Annotated in this window: 14 protein-coding genes; 11 read left to right on the top strand and 3 right to left on the bottom strand. The window is 70.0% G+C overall.

Annotated elements, in window-relative coordinates:
• From L6E10_RS40715 to L6E10_RS08425, 8 genes are all read left to right on the top strand, one after another.
• Entirely contained in the window at positions 1-2,811 is a 2,811-nt protein-coding gene (locus L6E10_RS40715) for a type I polyketide synthase (protein ID WP_236218470.1), read from the top strand.
• Between the two features lie 107 nt (positions 2,812-2,918).
• The gene (locus tag L6E10_RS08455; RefSeq protein WP_236218468.1) at positions 2,919-3,770 is read left to right on the top strand and encodes a 3-hydroxyacyl-CoA dehydrogenase family protein; all 852 of its coding nucleotides are present in this window, start codon (positions 2,919-2,921) and stop codon (positions 3,768-3,770) included.
• Positions 3,771-3,815: 45 nt separating this feature from the next.
• Positions 3,816-4,067: an acyl carrier protein gene (locus tag L6E10_RS08450; protein WP_236218466.1), complete on the top strand. Its 252-nt coding sequence runs from the start codon at positions 3,816-3,818 to the stop codon at positions 4,065-4,067.
• A gap of 11 nt (positions 4,068-4,078) precedes the next feature.
• Complete coding sequence (locus tag L6E10_RS08445) at positions 4,079-5,218, top strand: acyl-CoA dehydrogenase family protein (RefSeq protein ID WP_236218464.1); 1,140 nt, start codon at positions 4,079-4,081, stop codon at positions 5,216-5,218.
• Positions 5,215-6,276, top strand: coding sequence for an HAD family hydrolase (locus tag L6E10_RS08440; protein WP_236218462.1), 1,062 nt, complete (start codon positions 5,215-5,217; stop codon positions 6,274-6,276). Before L6E10_RS08445 ends, L6E10_RS08440 begins: the two co-directional genes overlap by 4 nt.
• The gene (locus L6E10_RS08435) at positions 6,273-7,016 is read left to right on the top strand and encodes a thioesterase II family protein (protein ID WP_236218460.1); all 744 of its coding nucleotides are present in this window, start codon (positions 6,273-6,275) and stop codon (positions 7,014-7,016) included. Before L6E10_RS08440 ends, L6E10_RS08435 begins: the two co-directional genes overlap by 4 nt.
• A 174-nt stretch (positions 7,017-7,190) precedes the next feature.
• On the top strand, positions 7,191-7,457 hold the full coding sequence (locus L6E10_RS08430) for a DUF5988 family protein (protein ID WP_236218458.1): 267 nt from the start codon (positions 7,191-7,193) through the stop codon (positions 7,455-7,457).
• Between the two features lie 304 nt (positions 7,458-7,761).
• A complete protein-coding gene (locus L6E10_RS08425; protein ID WP_236218456.1) occupies positions 7,762-9,174 on the top strand; it encodes a class I adenylate-forming enzyme family protein in 1,413 nt (470 codons plus the stop codon).
• A gap of 88 nt (positions 9,175-9,262) precedes the next feature.
• On the opposite strand, the gene L6E10_RS08420 is transcribed toward L6E10_RS08425, so the two are convergent.
• Positions 9,263-12,202, bottom strand: coding sequence for a BTAD domain-containing putative transcriptional regulator (locus L6E10_RS08420; RefSeq protein ID WP_236218455.1), 2,940 nt, complete (start codon positions 12,200-12,202; stop codon positions 9,263-9,265).
• Between the two features lie 629 nt (positions 12,203-12,831).
• On the opposite strand from L6E10_RS08420, the gene L6E10_RS08415 reads away from it, so the two are divergent.
• A complete protein-coding gene (locus L6E10_RS08415; RefSeq protein WP_236218453.1) occupies positions 12,832-13,107 on the top strand; it encodes a hypothetical protein in 276 nt (91 codons plus the stop codon).
• A gap of 58 nt (positions 13,108-13,165) precedes the next feature.
• Positions 13,166-15,712 carry a BTAD domain-containing putative transcriptional regulator gene (locus tag L6E10_RS08410; protein ID WP_236218451.1) on the top strand — a complete coding sequence of 849 codons (2,547 nt, stop codon included), beginning with the start codon at positions 13,166-13,168 and terminating at the stop codon, positions 15,710-15,712.
• 597 nt (positions 15,713-16,309) lie between these two features.
• On the opposite strand, the gene L6E10_RS08405 is transcribed toward L6E10_RS08410, so the two are convergent.
• Together L6E10_RS08405 and L6E10_RS08400 are read right to left on the bottom strand one after the other, a co-directional pair.
• Positions 16,310-17,845 carry an MFS transporter gene (locus tag L6E10_RS08405; protein WP_236218449.1) on the bottom strand — a complete coding sequence of 512 codons (1,536 nt, stop codon included), beginning with the start codon at positions 17,843-17,845 and terminating at the stop codon, positions 16,310-16,312.
• A gap of 255 nt (positions 17,846-18,100) precedes the next feature.
• The gene (locus tag L6E10_RS08400; RefSeq protein ID WP_236218447.1) at positions 18,101-18,427 is read right to left on the bottom strand and encodes a zf-TFIIB domain-containing protein; all 327 of its coding nucleotides are present in this window, start codon (positions 18,425-18,427) and stop codon (positions 18,101-18,103) included.
• Positions 18,428-18,741: 314 nt separating this feature from the next.
• On the opposite strand from L6E10_RS08400, the gene L6E10_RS08395 reads away from it, so the two are divergent.
• Positions 18,742-19,512, top strand: coding sequence for a three-helix bundle dimerization domain-containing protein (locus L6E10_RS08395; protein WP_236218445.1), 771 nt, complete (start codon positions 18,742-18,744; stop codon positions 19,510-19,512).

Here is a 19,512-nt window from a genome sequence, read left to right as displayed (position 1 = left end):
GTGACCACACGAGAACGCGAGACCAGTCCCGAACTCGGGACCGGCCCGGAACGCGACACCGCCAACGACATCGCGATCGTGGGCATGGCCGGGAACTTCCCCGGTGCTCCGGACATCGGCCGGTTCTGGGCCGACCTGTGCGCGGGGCGGGACGGGATCACGAGGATGAGCCCGGCCGAGCTGCTGGCGGCCGGCGTGCCGCAGGAGCTGGTGGACGACCCCGCCTTCGTCGCCGCGTCGGGCCTGCTGTCCGATGTGGACCGTTTCGACGCCGGCTTCTTCGGCTTCAGCAGGTCCGACGCCGAGGTGGCCGACCCGCAGCACCGCCTGTTCCTCGAGTGCTCGTGGCACGCGCTGGAGGACGCGGGTGTCGACCCGAGCCGCTTCGACGGCCTGGTCGGGGTGTTCGCCGGTGGTGCGCCGAGCACCTACCTGCTGTCCAACCTGCTGCAGAACGACCGGGCCGTGCTCTCCTACGGGCCCGACCACCTCGTGCTGCAGAACGAGAAGGACCTGCTCCCGTCGCGGGTGTCCTACGCGCTCGACCTCACCGGACCGTCGGTGAGCGTCCAGAGCTGCAGCTCGACCGCGCTCGCCGCGGTCGCCGCCGGTTGCGGCAGCCTGCTCGCCGGCGAGTCGGACCTGGTCGTCGCGGGCGCGGTCTCGGTGATCGTCCCGCAGTACCCCGGCTACCTGCACCACGAGGGCAGTGAGTTCTCCCAGGACGGCGTCAGCCGCGTCCTCGACGCCGGCGCCAACGGCAAGATCCCCGGTGACGGCGTAGGTGTGGTCGTGCTGCGCCGGCTCGAGGACGCGCAGGCCGACGGCGACCGGATCTACGCGGTCATCCGCGGCTGGGCCGCGCTGCACGAGGGCAGGAAAGGCCGCCAGGGGTTCGGCGTGCCCGGCGTGCCGGGCCAGACCGCCGTGATGGCCGAGGCGCTGGCCGTCGCGGGCGTCGAGCCCGCCGAGATCGACCACGTCGAGGTGACCGCGATGGGCACCCCCTTCGGTGACGCCGTGGAGGTCATGGCGCTGCAGGAGGTCTTCGGCGTGGACGGCGTCGAGCGGGTCACGCTCGGCTCGACCGACGGCAACCTCGGTCACATCAACCAGGCGGGCGGAATCGCCCGCCTGATCAAGGCGGCTCTCGCGCTGCACCACGAGAAGCTGCCGCCGGCCGTGAACTTCTCCGCACCGAACCCGAGCCTGGCCGCGTCCGGCGACCGGCTCGCGGTGGTGGCGGAGCTGACCGACTGGCCGCGCGGCGAACGCCCACGGCTGGCCGGCGTCAACGCGCACGGCTACGGCGGCGCGGACGTCCACGTCGTCATCGAGGAAGGCCCCGTCGACGACGACGTGCGGCCGGCGGCGCGTCCGCACCAGCTGCTGGTCTGGTCGGCCCGCACGGCCGAGGCGGCCGACGCCGCGACCGCGAACCTGGCCGCGGACGCCGCGCGCTGGGCGGACCCGGTGGACGCCGCCTACACGCTGCAGGTCGGCCGCAAGGCGTTCGAGCACCGGCGGATGACCGTGGTCTCGTCGGGCGCCGACGCGGTGCAGGCGCTGACAACGCCGACGCGTGTGCTCGCCGAGACCGACGTGAGCGCGCGACGAGCGGGCTTCCTGCTCGCCGGGGTCGGGGAGCAGTACGACGGCATGGCCGGTGGCCTGTACGCCACCGAACCGGTCTTCCGCGCGGCGGTCGACGAGTGCGCCGAGCTGTTCCGCGGGCACCTCGGCTTCGACCCCGTCGCCGGTCTCGTCGGTGCGCGGAAGGCGGGCGGAGGCGGTCTGGCCGCCCTGCTCGGCCGCGCTCCGGAGGCCGGAACCGGCGGGTCCGCGGACACGGTCGTCGTCCAGCCCGGTGTCTTCGCCATCGACTACGCGCTCGGCAGGCTGCTGACGGCCTGGGGCGTCGAACCCTCGGTCATGGCGGGCTACAGCGTCGGCGAGTTCGCCACGGCGGCGCTCGCGGGCAGCCTGACCCTGCGGGAGGCCACCGCCCTGGTGGCGAGGAGGGCCGAGCTGATCTCGGAGCTGCCCGCCGGAGCGATGGCCGCCGTTCCGCTGTCGGAGACCGAACTGACCGGGCTGGTGGGCGATCTCGCGGGTTTCTCCCTCGACGTCGCCGCGGTCAACGGTCCCCGCATGATCGTCGTGTCCGGTCCCGCCGAGGGCGTGGGCCAGCTCACCGAGAAGCTCGCCACGGCGGGGGTGCCCGCGAGGCCGCTGCGGACCACCCACGCGTTCCACTCGCGTTCCCTGCGGCCGGCCGCGGCCCAGCTCACCGCCTGGGCCAGGCAGAACCTCAGCCCCCGTGCGCCCGAGACGCCGTACCTGTCCAACGTCACCGGGCTGCCGATCACCGAGAGGCAGCTGGGGGACCCCGGCTACTGGGCCGAGCACATGTGCCGTCCGGTCCAGTTCGCCACCATGATCGGCCACCTGGCCGCGCACTGGCCGGACACCGCGTTCGTCGAACTCGGTGCGGGGCAGTCGCTGGGGTCGATGTTCCGAGGACATCCGGACTTCCCCCAGAAGTCCTGGGCGCACCTCGTGCCAACCCTTCCCGGTGAAGCGGACCCGAAGCAGGACACCGAGTCGGCGGCCGAAGCGCTCGGCAGGCTCTGGCTGTCCGGTGTGGACGTCGACTGGCACGCCTACCAGTCCGGCCGCGGGGCCAGGAAGACCACCTTGCCCGGCTACGCCTTCCAGCGTGAGCGCTACTGGCTCGAGCCCACCGCCCCGGGGTCCGCGACCACGGTTCCGAGGGGCGCCCGAGCGGCCGGCGACGGCCCGGCGGGCTGACCGCACGCCACATCGCCGAGCCCGGCTTCGTCGCGTCCGCGCACGCGACGAAGCCGGTGTGCCCGAACGATTTCTTCCCCCACGAGCAATGCAGTCGAGGAGTAGCGATGACGAACGTCGGAGTTGTCGGAGCCGGTGTGATGGGCACCGGTGTCGCACAGGACCTGGCCCAGAAGGGGCACACCGTGGTCCTGGTGGACAACAACCCGGACGCGCTGGACGAGGCGCTCGCCCGCATCGAGCTGGAGTGCCGGATGAGCCGGATGCTCGGCGGCCCGCAGGTCGACGCCGCGGAGGTGCTGGCGTCGATCACCGTCGGCACCTCGCTCGAACTGCTCGCCGAGACCGAGGTGGTGATCGAGAACATCACCGAGAACTGGGACCTCAAGAGCGCGCTGTACGCCCAGCTCGACCTCGTCTGCAAGGCGGACACCGTGTTCGTGGCGAACACGTCGGCGATCCCGATCACCAAGATCGCCTCGCTGACCTCGCGCCCGGACAAGGTGATGGGCGTGCACTTCATGAACCCGGTGCCGATGAAGCCCGCGTGCGAGTTCATCCCCGGCTACCACACGAGTGAGCAGACCAAGGAGACGGTGCGCGCGCTGCTGGAGTCGATGGGCAAGAAGCCGATCCCGGTCAACGACGCCTCCGGGTTCGTGTCCAACCGCGTGCTCATGCTGACCGTCAACGAGGCGGCCTTCCTCGTCCACGAGGGCGTCGCCGACGCGAAGACCGTCGACGAGGTGTTCCGCAGCTGCTTCGGCCACCCCATGGGACCGCTGGAGACGGCCGACCTCATCGGCGTCGACACGATCCTGTACAGCGTCGAGGTGCTCTACGAGCAGTTCAACGACAGCAAGTACCGCCCCTGCCCGCTGCTCAAGAAGATGACCGACGCCGGTCTGCACGGGCGCAAGAGCGGCCAGGGTTTCTACACCTACCAGAGCATGGGCTGATCTCGCCCCCTCGGTTCCCGCGTTCCACACGAGAAAGGTCCAGCAATGTCGAACGACGCCCGCACCCAGATCCGCACCTTCATCACGACCAAGTTCCCGGACGTGACGTTCTCCGACGAGGAGGACATCTTCGCGCTCGGCTTCGTGAACTCCCTGTTCGCGATGGAGCTGGTCATGTTCATCGAGAAGGCGTTCGGGACGCGCATCCCGAACGAGGAGCTGCACCTGGGCAACTTCCGGTCCGTGTCGTTGATGGCCGACCTGGTGGCGCGGCAGACGTCCGCCGCCGTGGGCTGAGCGGAGCGGTGATGAAAGCGCAAACGCGGCGTGGACCGGCTGACCTCGCGGAGGTCGCCCGGTTCGTCGATCTGGAGATCGCGCCCCGCGCCAACACCTTCGAGAGGGAGGAGTGGATCCCGCGCGAGGTCCTGTCGCGCGTGGCCGACCTGGGCCTGTGGGCGCCGTTCCTCCCCCCGGAGTTCGGCGGTGAGGCCATGGACATGGTCTCGGTCGGGCGTGTGCACGAGGAGATCGGCCGGGGGTGCTCGGGCCTGCGCAGCCTCCTGACCGTGCACTCGATGGTCAGCGCGTCGGTGCACCGGTGGGGCGAGCCGGCACAGCAGGAGCAGTGGCTGCGGGCCCTCGCCCGCGGTGAGAAGCTCGGCGCGTTCTGCCTGACCGAACCGGACCACAGCGGCAGCGACTCCACCGCGGAGGGCACCACGGCGGTGCGGGAGAAGGACGGCTGGATCCTCAACGGCAGGAAGAAGTGGATCACCGGCGGTCAGGTCGCCGACGTGTTCATGGTGTTCGCGACGACCGGTGCCGGCACCAGCACCTTCCTGGTGGAGTCGGACCGTCCGGGCGTCCGGGTCACCCCGCTGCCGCACGTGATGGGCACGACGGCGAGCATGCTCGCCGAAATCGAGTTCACCGACGTGCGCCTGGAGCCGTCGGCGCTGCTCGGACCGCAGGGCTGGGCGGCGGGGACGGTCATGACCAACGCGCTGGACCTCGGCCGCTACAGCGTGGCGTGCGGTTCGGTCGGCATCATCCGGGCCGCGATCGAGGCGTGCGCCGCCTACACGTCGGTCCGGTCGGCCGGCGGTGTCCTGCTGCGGGACCTGCCGCACGTGCGGCAGATGATGAGCGGAATGGTGACGGCCCGCGACGCGGCGAGGCTGTTGTGCGAGAAGGCGGGCGCCCTCAAGGACGCGGGTGACCCGGCGACGATCATGGCGACGTGGGTGGCGAAGTACCACGCGTCGACTTCGGCCGTGCGGATCGCGGGCGACGCCGTCCAGATCCACGGCGCCAACGGGTTCAGCCCCGACTACCCCGTCGCGCGGCTGTACCGCGACAGCAAGGTCACCGAGGTCATCGAAGGCAGCACCCAGGTGCAGGAGCTGACGATCGCGGCCGAGGCATATCGAGAGGTGGCGCAGTGACGCAGACGGACATCGCCGCTCCGGCCAAGCCGAAGCGCGGCCGCATCAAATGCGTGGTGTGGGACCTGGACAACACCCTGTGGGACGGCACCCTGCTCGAGGACGGCGAGGTGCGCGTGCGTCCCGAGGTCGTGGCGGAGATCAAACGCCTCGACGAGCTGGGCGTGCTGCACTCCGTGGCCAGCCGCAACGACCACGACGCCGCCATGGCGCGGCTGAAGGCGGAAGGCCTCGACGAGTACTTCCTGTACCCGCAGATCAACTGGAACCCCAAGTCCCAGTCGGTCGAGCGGATCGCCAAGGAGCTCAACATCGGGCTGGACGCCGTCGCATTCGTCGACGACCAGCCGTTCGAGCTGGAAGAGGTCGCGCACGCGCTGCCCGCGGTGAAGACGGTCGACACCGCGCGGATCGCCGTGGAGCTCGCCTCGGAGGAGTTCCGGCCGAGGTTCGTCACCGACGAGTCCCGGGTGCGCCGCGAGCTCTACCGCGCGGCTGTGGTGCGTGACCAGGCGGAGCTCGACTACACGGGCACCAACGAGGCCTTCCTGTCCACGTTGGACATGGTGTTCACGATCAGCCGGGCCAAGCGGGAGGACCTGCAGCGCGCGGAGGAGCTGACCGTGCGCACCAACCAGCTGAACTCGACCGGCCGCACGTACTCCTACGACGAGCTCGACGCGCTGCGCACCTCGCCCGACCACCTGCTGCTCGTCGCGTCGCTGACCGACAAGTACGGCGGCTACGGCAAGATCGGTCTCGCGCTCGTCGAGCGCGGACAGCCCGCGTGGCACCTCCGGATGATGCTGATGTCGTGCCGCGTGATGGCGCGCGGTGTCGGCACGGTGCTGCTCAACCACGTGATGCGGCTGGCGAAGGAGGACGGCGCCAAGCTGAGGGCGGACTTCGTCGAGACCGGGCGGAACCGGGTGATGTACGTGACCTACGCGTTCGCGGGCTTCAGCGAGATCGTCCGCGACGACAACCGCCTGGTGCTGGAGTCCGGCCTCGAGCAGATCCAGCCGCCTCCCGCGTATCTCAAGGTGGTCGTCGAATGACCACGGCGAGCACCACCCGGAGCTGGCTGCCCTACGGCAGCACGGGAACCGGGACCCGGTTGTTCTGCTTCCCGCACGCGGGTGCCAGCGCGGCGGTTTACGCCGGCTGGCGTGCGGCGGGGAACGACGACCTGGTCATCTGCCCGGTGGAGCTCCCCGGCCGCGCGGCCCGCGGGCGCGAGACCGCGCACCACGATCCCGAAGCGCTGGTCGACGACATCGTCGGCGGGCTGGGCGCGGAGTTCACCGGCGACTACGCCCTGTTCGGGCACAGCGTCGGGGCACTGGTCGCCTACCTGGTGGCGCGGCGGATCGTCGAGCGGGGAGGACCGCCACCCCGGCACCTGTTCGTGTCAGGCCGGGCGGCACCGCAGCTGCCCAACACCCGCAGGGAACTGCGCGCGCTGCCGACCGACGACCTCGTCGCGGAGCTGCGCGCGCTGGGTGGCTTCCCGGACGTCCTGCTGAAGGAGCGCTCCCTGCTGGAGATGTTCCTGCCGTTGCTGCGCGCGGACCTGACCGTCAACGAGGTCTACCGGCACGTGCCCGGGCCGCCGCTGCCGATTCCCCTGACCGCCTTCGGCGGGGTCGACGACCCCCGCGCCGAGAAGTCCGAACTGGCCGCGTGGCAGGAGCTGTCCGCGGACTCCGCGGTGGTCACCTACCCCGGCGGTCACTTCTACCTCGAGGGCCGGGTGGCGGAGGTGCTCGACGTCGTCCGCATGAGGATGGCCGGCTGAGCCGCCTGCCCTTCCGGCCGGGCCGGGATTCGCACGCGGTTCCGACCACACCCCGCGCGGGTTTGTTCGTGGTGGCCGAGATCTTCCAGATGACCGATCGCAACTCCTGCCGTGGCACGTGGCAGCGAGGACGTCGCAGGCAAAGCTCACGACTCGTGGCGAAAGGAACCCAGCATGACCGAGGCTGTGCAGATCAACGGTGCGAACGACACTGTTGCCGCCGCCGGCGGCAATTCCGGCTACCTGGTCGACGCGGTGCTGCACGGCGGCCCCGCCGACCTGCCGCAGGAGATCCGGGCGCAGCGGGTCCACCGCGAGGAGAGGAAGGTGAAGATCCCGCACTACGGCGGGCACGAGCACTTCGAACGGGACGCCGCCGCGCCCGGTGAGCGCGCTGAGGTGGTGTTCCGCTGGACCGGGCGCACTCGCCTCGCCGAGTGAGGCGGACCGCGGGTGGCTGTCGGCGCCTCGGGCCACAACGCCCTCGGCGTCGGCGGCCGGTTCGCGGCCGGTGACCGCGTGACCGGCCGACGGACTTCGCCGCGCCGGTGATGCGGTGTGTTTCCCATCGCAGGCTCGTGATTTCAGTTTTCAGCAGTTCGCGCAGTCGACGCGATTTTTTCCTGTCTCCCGCACGTCGCGGTTGAGAAGAACCACCAATCACGCGATTACCGCCCCGTGGGCGGTAGTTGGAGTTTCGTGCACCACCTTGTTTTGTGACAGCCGTTCTGAAGGAGCTGATCCGATGCCGGCAATGTTGTTCGCCCCGGATGTCACTTTCACCTTCGACGAGCTCGAACAGCGCGCCCTGTGCACCGCGGACGTGCTGCGCGAGAAGGGTCTCGGCCTCGGCGACCGCGTCCTGGTGAAGGTCGACAACTCCGTCTCCTACCTCAGCACGCTCTTGGCGCTGATGCACGTCGGTGCGTCCGTGGTGCTGGTCGACCACCAGCAGAAGCCCGGCCAGACGGCGGAAGCCTGCACTCGTTCACTGGTCAAAATGGTCATCGTCGACGACGAGGCCCCCATCTCGCACGACCAGGAGGTCGTGCACTGCTACGAGCTCGCCGTGGGCGCCTGCGGCCGGAAACCGGTCGACGCGGCGCTGGACTTCTCGGCGTGGTGCGAGCTGCCGGACAGCATCATCATGTGGTCCTCCGGCTCGACCGGCGAGCCCAAGGGGGTCGTGAAGAACGGTGGCCGGTTCCTGAAGAACCTGCAGCGCAACGCGGACCTCGTCGGCCACCGGCCCGACGACGTCCTGCTCCCGTTGCTGCCGTTCAACCACCAGTACGGGATCTCCATGGTCCTCATCGCCTGGCTCGTGCGGTGCTCGCTGGTGATCGCCCCGTACCGCAGGCTGGACCGCGCGCTGCGGCTCGCCGGGATGGTGGGCGCGACCGTGGTCGACGCGACGCCCGCCACCTACAAGAGCATCCTGAACATCGTGGAGCGGCAACGGTCGTTCCTCGGCACTTTCGGCGAGGTCCGCATGCTGTGCAGCGGTGCCGCGCCACTCGACCCGGCCCTGTCCCACCGGGCGGCCGAGGTGTACGGCCTGCCGCTGCTGGACTCCTACGGCAGCACCGAGATGGGCAACGTCGCGTTCGCGACCCCGGACAACCCGGTCGGGACGGGCCGGCCGGTCGAGGGCATGGAGGTGCGCATCCGCGGGGAGGACGGCTCGGTGCTCCCGGCCGGTCAGATCGGTGAGATCGAAGTGCTGGACCCGGATCTCATGGAGGGGTACCTCGATCCGCAGGGCACGGTCACACCGGTCGCACGGGAGTGGTACGCCACCAACGACTTCGGCTACCTCGACGCCGACGGCAACCTGTTCGTGGCCGGCCGCAAGACGGCGGTGCACCGCAACGGCTACACGCTGCACCCCGAGATCATCGAGCACACCCTGGCCGCCCGCGGCTGCATCGCGATGATCGTGGCGTTGCCGGACGAGCGGCGCGGTTCGACGCTCGTGTTCTACGTGGAGGACGAGCAGAAGCGCGATCCGGCCCACTGGCGTGAGCTGATCAACAACATCCTGCCGAAGTACGAACAGCCGAACCGGGTCAACGTCGTCGGACGGTTCCCGTTGAACCGCAACGGCAAGCCGGACCGCAAGCAGCTGGAGGAGCGCGCACTCGCGGAGGATTCGTGAACGCGGTGGCGGGGGAGCACGACGCCACGATCCGTGGGGGAGCCGGCCGCGCGAGTGGGCGGTCGACTCCCCTGAGCGCCCCTGGGACCTAGAACCCGCCGCCGTTCGACGTGACCGCGGCCGACAGCGAGCTCTCCGCGGTGATCTTCTCCAGCACGGCCAGTGCCTTGCTCTCCCACGACGCGAGCCGCAGTTCCTGGAACGTCGCTATTGCCTGCTCCACGATGGCGATCGCGGGGAACGCCTCCCCGCACTGCGACACCAGCTGGGCGAGGTCGAGCTGGACCCGCGCGGCCCCGAGGCGGTCGAGGTTCTCCTCGCACAGCCGAATCGCCCGCCACAGCATGTCGCCGGCCTCCTCGACCATGCGCATGCGGCTGTGGATCACGCCGAGCGAGTGCAGGGCGTAGCTCTCCCCGACGGTGTCGCCGGAGCGTTGCACCATCGTGAGCACCGACGTCATGAGCTGGCGCGCCTGCTCGTACCGTCCCTGCGCGAGCATCGCACCACCGAGCCGGTACAGCAGCTGGGCCTCCACCCGCGGGCTGGAGATCTCCCGGCACATGCCGAGGGCGTCGCGCAGCTGGGCGGCCGCCAGTTCGTTCTCGCCGCGGTCGAGCGACAGCTGGGCGAGGTGCGACACGACGTGGGCCCGGCCGATGACGTCGCCGACCTGCTCGAAGCCGGTCAGCGACTGCTCGAAGATCCGCTGTGCCATCTCGGGACGGCCTTCGGTGTACTCCAGCAGCCCGAGGTTGCGGCGCGCCAACGCCACCCCGTGGGTGTCGTCGAGCTCGGTGAAGAGGTCCAGGGCGGGCACCAGCGCGGCGCGGGTGGCGTCCATGCGCCGCTGGCTGTGGTGCAGCGAACCGAGCGAGCACAGCAGGGCCGCGGTGCCGCGCTTGTTGCCGGCCCTGCGCACGGCCTCCAACGCCCGTTCGTGGGTCTGCTGCCAGTCGTCGAAGCGGCTGCGGCTCTCGAACAGTGTCACGAGCGTTATCGCCAGGTCCCAGCTCAGCTCGTCCAAGCCGGCGTCGGCCGCCTGGAGGACGGCCGCGCAGAGGTTCTGGTGCTCGCTCTCCAGCCAGCCCATCGGGTCCTGCCGCACCTGCTCCAGGTGCGGCGCGGGTGGTTGCCAGCGCTTCCCGTGGCCGTGCAGCAAGGTGAAGTCGCCGCCGTACAGGCACCGGTGTGCTTGTTCGGCCATCGCGAGCCAGCCTCCGACGACCCGCTCCACGGAGGTCAGCTGCGTGTCCGGGGCCTCGTGCGCGGCAGCCTGCTCCTTGGCGTACAGGCGGATCAGGTCGTGGAAGCGGTACCGCGGCAGGCCCGTGATGTCGGTGCCCACCACGTCGACCAGCTGCGCGTCGACCAGGCGCTCCACCAGGTCGAAACTGCGGTGGTCGTCGTTGAGGAGAGCGGAGGCGGTCCAGCTCGGCAGGTTCTCCGCCTCGAGCAACGACATCAGCCGCATCATCCGGCGGGCTTCTGGCTGGAGGCCGTCATAGGTGAGCGACAGGCTGGCGCGCACGACCATGTCGCCGTGCGCGAGCTCGTCGAGGCGATGGCGTTCGTCGGAGAGGCGGCCGACCAACGCGGCGAGGGGCCAGTGCGGGCGAGCCGCGAGACGCGCGCCGATGATGCGCAGCGCCAGTGGGAGCCCTCCCACGGCGTCTATCAACGCCGGCACGGCGACCGGTTCGCTCTCCAGGCGCTGCCTGCCGATGATGCGCCCGAGCAGTTCCCGCGAGTCGTCGGAGTTCATGCAGTCGACCTCGACCAGATGAGATCCGGCGAGGCCGGTCAGCCGAGCCCTGCTCGTGACGATGACGCCGCACGACGGCGAGCCCGGGAGGAGCTGGTGCACCTGCGACTCGCTGGCCGCGTCGTCCAGAACGACCAGCACCCGGCGGTGCGCCAGCATGCTGCGGTACATGTCCGCCCGTTCGTCGACGCCGTCGGGCAGCGACGAGCCCATGACTCCCAGAGCGGCGAGGAAGCGCCCGAGAACCTCCGCCGGCGTGGCCGGCTGGGCGTGGGTACCGCGCAGGTCGCAGTACAACTGACCGTCCGGGTAGGTCTCGGCGGCGACGCGGTGGGCGACGTGCACGGCGAGAGCGCTCTTGCCGATGCCCGCCTTGCCGGAGATGTTCACCACGTGCATCGTCATGTGGTCGCCGGACAGCACGTCCTGGACGCGCGACACCACTTCCTCGCGACCGATGAAGTCCGAGGTCGCGGCCGGGAGCTGGTGCGGTGACACGACGTTGTGCGCCGTGACCGGAGCGCGGTCCCCGTGATCCAGCCGCAGCACCTCGTCGTCGGTGAGGATCGCTCTCTCGAGCCTGCGTAGCTGGTCGCTGGGTTCGAGGCCGAGACGTTCGATGAACAGGTCGCGACCCGCGCGGTAGACCTCGAGCGCCTCGGGTTGCCTGCCCGCGCGGTAGAGCGCGACCATCAACTGGCCCCGCAGGCGCTCCCGCAGCGGGTTCTCGGTCACGACGCTTTGCAGTTCACCGACGAGGGCGTGGTGGCGGCCGAGTGACAATTCGACCTCGACGCAGTTCTCCAGCGCTGCCAGTCGTTTCTCGTCCAGCCGGAGCGCTTTGCTCTGCAGGGTGGCGCCCGCCCCGTTGAGCGCGGGTCCGCGCCACAGGGCCAGCGCCGCGCGCAGAATCGTCGCCGCGTCCTCCAGGCGGCCCTGGCGGACGGCGAGGTCGGAGGCGGCCACGCGGCGTTCGAAGAGGGAGATGTCGATCTTGTCCGCGGCGACTCGCAGCAGGTAGCCGGGTTGCCGGGTCTCGATCTTGGCGTCGACGCCGGCCCTCGCGAACTCCCGCCGGAGTGCGGACACGCAGATCTGGATCTGCGCCCGCGCGGTCGACGGCGGGGAGTGCTCCCACACGAGGTAGATGAGCTGTTCCATGCCGACGACGCGGTTCGCCTCGAGCAGCAACGCGGTCAGAACGGTCCTCTGGCGACGCGGAGGTGTCGGCATCTGCTCTTTGGAGCCGATTACCTCGATCATTCCGAGTAGTCTGAAAATCAGTCCGTCGTCAGGGGCGAGGCTCATGGTTGACGACCCTTTGTGCCTTTGTCCTTCGTGCTGCGCCGGCTGCTCTGCTCTGCGTTCGCCTGAATGACCGGAGGGGTGGGTTAACAGCGTGGAAACATACCCAGCGGTGGTCTCGGCGCGAATTTCTTCGCCCCCGCCCCGTTGCTTCCCCGAAGTTAGTCAGGGTGACGAAAGTTGTCAAGTTGCCGCAGTGCATCGACAAGCAATGCATCCAATGCATACGATCTCGGCCGCCATCTCATTTGGGAATGACTCCGGACGGCGCGCATGCACCTACGCGAATACGTGGTTGCGAACACGGGGATTTCGCGGTCGTTATGCGCCGCGTTGCCGCGTGTTGCGCGTACCGCAACGAATTCCCGGATTTCGCCTGCTCGTGTGTGGTGGTCGTGAGCTGACTGATGAGTCAGTAATGCGGGTGTCTCACTTGGCCGTCGGCCGCGCCATCGCGACCAATTGATACGCAGTGGGTGAGCGATAGAAGAGCGATGGGCGGTCCTCCTAACTTCGCCACCAGACACCGTTCGAAGGTGCCCGCACGACGACTTGAGCCGAGATCCGATCAAGCGAGGAAGACAGACATGATCCGCAAGAACACCGCTGCCGCCCTGTTTCTCGCCGCTGTTCCGGCGTTTCTGACGATGACCCTCTGCCTCGGTACCGCGCAGGCCGACGATGTCCACTCGGGTGACGGCCTCGGGCACCGCGGCCCGCTGACCCGGATCGCCGCCGACGGAGACACGCCCTGGGGTTCGGTGATGTCCCACGACACCCCTTGGGGACGGGTCAACTCGGCTTCCGCCTCTCCCGTCGATGGCCGCACCGCCGCGGACGGCGACACCCCCTGGGGGCGGTGACACCTCCGGGGGCTGACCCCCGCCCTGCGTCCGGACAACCACCGATGGAGCCAGAACCATGCAATTCCGCCTGCTGGGCCCACTAGAAGTCCTCGACGACGATTCACCCGTGCCGCTGGGCGGGATCAAGCAGCGTGCGGCTCTGGGCTACCTGCTCCTGCAGGCCAACCGGGTGGTGGCGACGAGCAAGTTGCTCCACGCGTTGTGGCCGCGGGACGTCCCGCCCACGGCGCGCAAGATGCTCCAGAACGCCGTCTCGGGGCTGCGAGGCGTCTTCGCTTCGGGCCACCACCCCGAGGGCGCCCCGCTGCTGCTGACCCACGCACCGGGCTACCTCCTGCGCGTGGACGAGAACTCCCTCGACCTGACGCGCTTCCAGCGGCTGGCCGAGCAGGGGCGCGGTGAGCTCTCCGCGGGCAACTGGCCCGCCGCGGCGACGGTGCTCCGCAGGGCACTGGGCATGTGGCGCGGACCGGTGCTCGCGGACCTCGCGGAGACCGGGCTCACCTGGCCGGAGATCACCGTCATCCGGGACTGGAGGCTGGCGGCGCAGGAGGACTGCTTCGAGGCGGAGCTCGCCTGCGGCAGGCACGGGGAGATCATCGGCGAGCTCGAGTCTCTGGTCGAGCTCGCGCCGTACCGCGAACGGCTGGGCGGTCAGCTGATGCTCGCCCTGTACCGGTGCGGCCGGCAGGTGGACGCGCTGGGTGTCTACCGCCGCACGAGGGCGGCGCTGGTCGAGGAGCTCGGTCTCGAGCCCGGCCGCGAGCTGCAGGACCTGGAGCGCGCGATCCTCGACCACGCGCCCGCGCTGGACCTCCCGTCGTCGGTGCGGGGCAGGCACCTGCTCGCGGTCGGCCAGGACCCCGCTCCCGTGCGCACGCCCGCCGTGGTGACGCCGCCCGCCGTCCAGCTCGCCCCCGCGGGGGACGCGGTGGAAGGCGGGATGGCGGAGCGCAAGCGCGTCAGCGTCGTGATGGTGTCGGCCCAGCTCGGTCCCGCGGCCGGTGACGGCGACCCCGAGGACGTCGACGCGCTGCACCGGCAGGTGGCTTCCGTCGTCTCCGCCGAGGTGTCCCGGCTGGGAGGTCTCGTCGGCGGAAGCGTCGGATCCGTGTTCCTCGCCCTGTTCGGCGTGCCCAGGACCGCGGAGGACGACGCTGATCGCGCCGTGCGTGCGTCCGTGGCCATCCGCGACCGGCTGGGTGCTGCCGCCGAGGTGCAGATCGGCGTGGCGACCGGAGACTCCCTGGTGCGCCTGCCTTCGTCGGGTGCGCCCACGGCCAGCGGCGTCCTGCTCGACCGCTGCCGTCAGTTGATGGAGTCGGCACCGTTCGGAGAGGTGCGTGCGTGCACCGCGACCCGTGACGCCGCCGACTCCGCGAAGTGGGAGGTGGACGGCACCCCGGCCGGGGGCTGGCAGGTGATCTCGTGCCTGTCACCTCGCGGTGCGACCCGCCGCGCGCAGGCCGCTGTGCCGTTCGTGGAACGCGAGCGCGAATTGTCGGTGTTGCGGGGACTGCTCGACGAGGTGCGCACGCGCCGCCGCCCGCACTTCGTGACCGTGTTCGGCGAAGCGGGCTTGGGCAAGACGAGGCTCGTGAACGAACTCACGTCCTCTGGTGCGAAGGTGTTGCGAGGAACCGCGACGGCCTACAGCGACGATCACGGCTACGGCGCGTTGTCCGATGTCGTGAGCGGCTTCTCCGCCCCGGGAACCCTGCGCGCCGCCCTCGCGGCGCTGGTCGGTCCCGGTGAGCTCGCGGACCGGCTGCACGCGAGCCTGGCCCGCCTGGCCGAGCCCGGCGCCGAGGTGCCCGCGGACTTCCCGGCGTGGCGGCGCTTCCTGGAGGAGGTGGCGGAGTCCGAACCGCTGGTCGTGCTGCTGGAAGACGTGCACTGGGCGAACGACGTGGTGCTCGACTTCGTGGAGGAACTGGGTGAACAGGCCGGTTCGGTGCCGTTGCTGGTGATCGCGACCGCGCGGCCGGAGCTGCTGCAGCGCCGGCCGTCGTGGTTCGGCGGCAAGCGCAACGCCACGACGATCAGTCTGGAACCCCTGTCGCACAGCGGAACCCGCACACTGCTGAGCTCCCTGCTGCCGGCGTCGGAGCTGTCGTCCGAGCAGTGGCAGACACTCGTGTCCTGCGTCAGCGGCAACCCGCTGTTCGCCGCGGAGTACGCCGGCATGGTGGCCGACCCGCGCACGACGTACCTGTGGAACGACACCTCGCTGCCGGTACCGCCGTCGGTCCGCGGGGTGCTGACCGCGCAGCTCGACTCGCTGCCGGTCGAGGTGAAGGCGGTCCTGCAGGACGCGGCCCTGTCCGGGGACGTCGTGTCGTCCGGCGCGGTGGCCGCAACGGGCCGACGCGACCCCCGCCAGGTCGCCAAGGCGCTGGAACTGCTGGAACAGCGGGACTTCCTGCGTCGGCAGGGGCGCAACAGCGAGACCGGCGAGATCGAGTACGGGTTCCGGCACGTGCTCGTGCGCGACGTCGTCGCCGAGCAGATCCCCCGAGCCGAACGGGCGTCGAAGGGCGAGAGGGCGCGGGCGTGGCTCGACCAGCCGGCGTTGCACCTCACCGATCGCCGGGCTGGATGACCCGGTGAGACGCTTGACGCCGGGCCCGCGTCCCACCCCCCGCGCGGCCCGGCGTCAAGCTCGTTCCCCGCTGGAGACAGGCCGAACACCAGAACCTCGCGGACGCCGACAGCTCGGCGTCCGCGTTTCTTTGCGGGGGTTGTACTGCGGCTGTTCCGGGTCGGCGTGCGAACAGTGGACGCACGACCGCCTGTGTGGTGAGGCCACCCGACAGCGCGTTCGGCCGGAAAGACCCGAGGTCGAAAACCCAGCCCTGATGGCGATCCGCCACATTCGGTCGCCTCCTTCGGAACTCGTCCGGCCAGGCGGTGTTCCCGTTGTGCGCGGTTGCGATCGCCCGAAGGCGCGGAGGCGGTCGCGCAACAGCGAGGAAGCTCAGCCGGTCGGCTGAGCTTCCTCGCGTGCGGGGCTGAGCGGGAGTGGATCGGCCGGCAGATGTGCGACCTGATCAGGGCCGCGGAGCTCGGCGGTGGGGGAGCGGTCGAGGTGCGCGGCCCCCGATCGTTGATCCGCCGCCGAGCTCGCACAGCGTGAAGACGAGCACCTCGCCGGAACTCTGATTCGAACCGGTTGCGCTGGAACGGCAGCAACGAGGTCTCACGCGCCGAGCGCGGGATCCGGTTCGCGTGCTGTTTCCTGTTCGATGACCTTCGGAACCCCGCGCAGGACCCTCAGGGCGACGAGAGCGAGGAGAACCGTGGTGGCGGCGCTGACGAGCATGCTCGTCCGGACGCCACCGAGGAACGCTTCGGTGGCGGCGGTCCGCACGGCTGTGGCGACCGGCTCCGGCAGGGCGGTGGTCACCGCCGCGCCGAACGACTCCTGGACCTGGTCGGCGACCGACTGCGGGACACCGGGAGGGACGAGGAGCTGCGCTCGGTAGATCCCGGAGAGAACGCTTCCGATGATGGCGATCCCCAGGGAACCACCCAGTTCGTACGCGGTCACCGAAATCGCCGCGGCCGCACCGGCGCGGTCCCGGGGCACGGTGCCGAGGATCGTGTCACCGGTGACCGTCAGGGTCAGCCCCGCACCCGCGCCGACGGCGACCTGCGCGGCGACGACCACCATGTACGGCGACTGCGTCTGGACGGTGGCGAGCACGCCGAAGCCGATCGCGGCGAGCACCAGTCCCAGCGCCACCGCCGGTCCGCGGCCGATCCTGTTGATCACCGACGCGGCGAGGACACCGCCCGCCAGCACGGCTGCCAGCGCTCCCGGTACGTAGGCGAGCCCCGCGTTGAGCGGAGTCCACTCGCGCACCAGCTGGAAGTACTGGCTGATGATCAGTCCGAACGCGGACAGGGTGAACACCGCGATCAGGTTCGAGCCCACGGAGGCGGTGAACTGCCGGCTCTGGAAGAGGCGCAGGTCGATCAGCGGCACGGGGAGCCGCAGCTGCCGCCGGGCGAACAGCCCCAGCGCGACGACTCCCACGATCAGAGCGGTCATCACGTCCAGGTGCCACAGGCCCAGGACGAAGGCGGTCTTGATCGTGTACACCACCGCGACCACGCCGATCACGGACAGCAGCACGCTGGCCAGGTCCATCCGCACCCCCTGCGGCGCGCGCGACTCCGGGATGAACCTGGTCGCGATGAGGATGAACAGGGCGATCGGGATGTTGATCAGGAAGACCGAACCCCACCAGAACTGGTTCAGCAGGACTCCGCCGATGATCGGCCCGACCGCGAACCCCGCCGCGGAGACGCCGGCGCTGGCGCCCACCGCCGCCGTGCGGGCCCGTTGCGTGGTGAACATGACGCGCAGCAGGGACGTGGTCGCCGGCAGGATCGCCGCTCCCGCCACGCCCATCAGAGCCCGCGCGACGATCAGCACCTCGGCGGTCGGTGCGTACGCCGCCAGCACCGACGTGGCGGCGAACGCCGTGACACCCCACACCAGCATCCGCCGTCGTCCCAGCCGGTCGCCCAGGTTGCCGAAGGTGACCAGCAGGCCCGCCATCGTGAACCCGTAGACGTCCACGATCCACAGCATCGCCATGTTCGAAGCGCCGAGCTGCACGGTCAGCTCGGGTGCCGCCAGGTACAGCACGGTCATGTCCACCGTGACGATGAGCTGCGCGAGGCACGACGCGATGATCGTGGCGTGACCCGCCGCCCGGCTACTCATGGCACGACCGGGCCGACGGGGCTGTGGCAGGAGTTCCGAACGCCCGCACGACGCGCGTGCGACCGTCTGCGCCGACCGGTCCGGCACTTCGTCCGGCCCGAGCCGGCCGCGGGCCGGAGAATGGACAACGTCCCTGATTTTGGTTCACCGCGCACCTGCATTTCCGAAGTTGTATCGGGTCGCGGTACGCCGTTGCGTACCGAGTTCTCGCTCGTCTTCCGTGGGGCAGTGCTGATGGCGTGCATTGCTCCGGTCTCAGCCGAAGATGTCGTCGAGGAAACCCCACTTGTCCTTTTTCTTCTTCTTCCCGCGAGAATCCTTGCTCGTGCCGAAGAAGTCGTCGTCATCGTCGCCCCAGAAGTCGTCCTTCTTCTCGCGCGGCGGCGGTGCCGGGTGGTGCGGCGCCGACATCGGTGCAGGTCGGTAGGGCGGCGGAGTCGGCGTGGCCTGCTGGTGGCCGGCGGACTGCAGATGGGTGCGGTAGCTCAGCAGGATCTGCTCCAGCTCACCGGCGTCGAGGTAGATGCCCTTGCAGTTGTCGCACTGCTCGAGATGAATCCCGTCCCGGTCGAAGGTGCGCATGGCGTGATGACATTTTGGACAGATCACAGAGGCAGGATAGGGTGGTCCGCGCACGCTTGTCCCACTCGTGCGGCTTCTTCGGGAACCGTCCGGTAATCGCTCGCCCATTCGATGTCACAAGACGACACGAGGGCTGCGGCGGCGGAAGTGGACGTCTGTGCAATTGATACCGCACATCGTGTTCGCCTGTCGGCGTCGTGATGAGGTCGGATCGGCTGGAGCCGTGTCGGCGGTGGCTGTCCTACGCTGGGCCTGAGACGTCGTGGAAGGTGGTCGGGGTGCCGGCGGCAGAACCCGTGGTGCGGTGGCATGCGGTGGACGAGCAGATTCGCCGCATGGAGTCACGGCTGGTGACGGAGCACGACAGCGTTCCTCCGAGTCTGGTGCACGAGTGGGTCGAGCACGCCCGTGCGCGGCTGGGTGGGGCGGCTGTCCGGGACTTCGTCCCGCTGCTGGTGGAACGCGCGGTACGGGCGCGGGTGCGGAAGTTCCCGGCCGACGACGGGGAGATGTCCGGCGCGCCGCTGACCAGCTGGGCGCGCAACACGGCGCACCGGTTGCTGGCCCGGCGCTCGCCGCGTCGATGGGCGCACTCGAGCGGCGTCGCGCGCCGTGCCGAGCAGGTCGCGCGCGTCGTGCCGGCCGGCGAGCGGGACGTGCTGGTCGCGGCGGCGTGGCTGCACGACATCGGCTACGCGGAGGAGTTGACCGAAACGGGCCTGCACTCGCTCGACGGGGCGCGCTACCTGCTGCGAGCCGGTGTGCCCCGGCAGGTGTGCAACCTGGTGGCGCACCACTCCGGCGCCTCGGCCGTCGCGGAGGTGGTGGGACTGCTCGACGAACTGATGGAGTTCGACGACGTGCAGGGCCGTCTGCGCGACGCGCTCTGGTACAGCGACATGACCACCGGGCCCGACGGTCAGCCGACCACGTTCGAAAGCCGGCTCGCCGAGATCCGTCTGCGGCGAGGCCCGGACGATCCGGTTGTGCGCGCTCTCGCCATCAACGTCGACGCACGCCGTGCAGCGGTCCGGCGTACCCATCGGTTGCTGCGCCGCACACTGGGACACCCTTCGCGCTTCTGA

It is taken from the genome of Lentzea sp. CC55, from assembly GCF_021056325.1.
Classification (GTDB): Bacteria; Actinomycetota; Actinomycetes; order Mycobacteriales; family Pseudonocardiaceae; genus Lentzea; species Lentzea jiangxiensis.
Note: the sequence above shows the minus strand (reverse complement) of the source record. Positions and strands in the feature narration are given on the sequence as shown.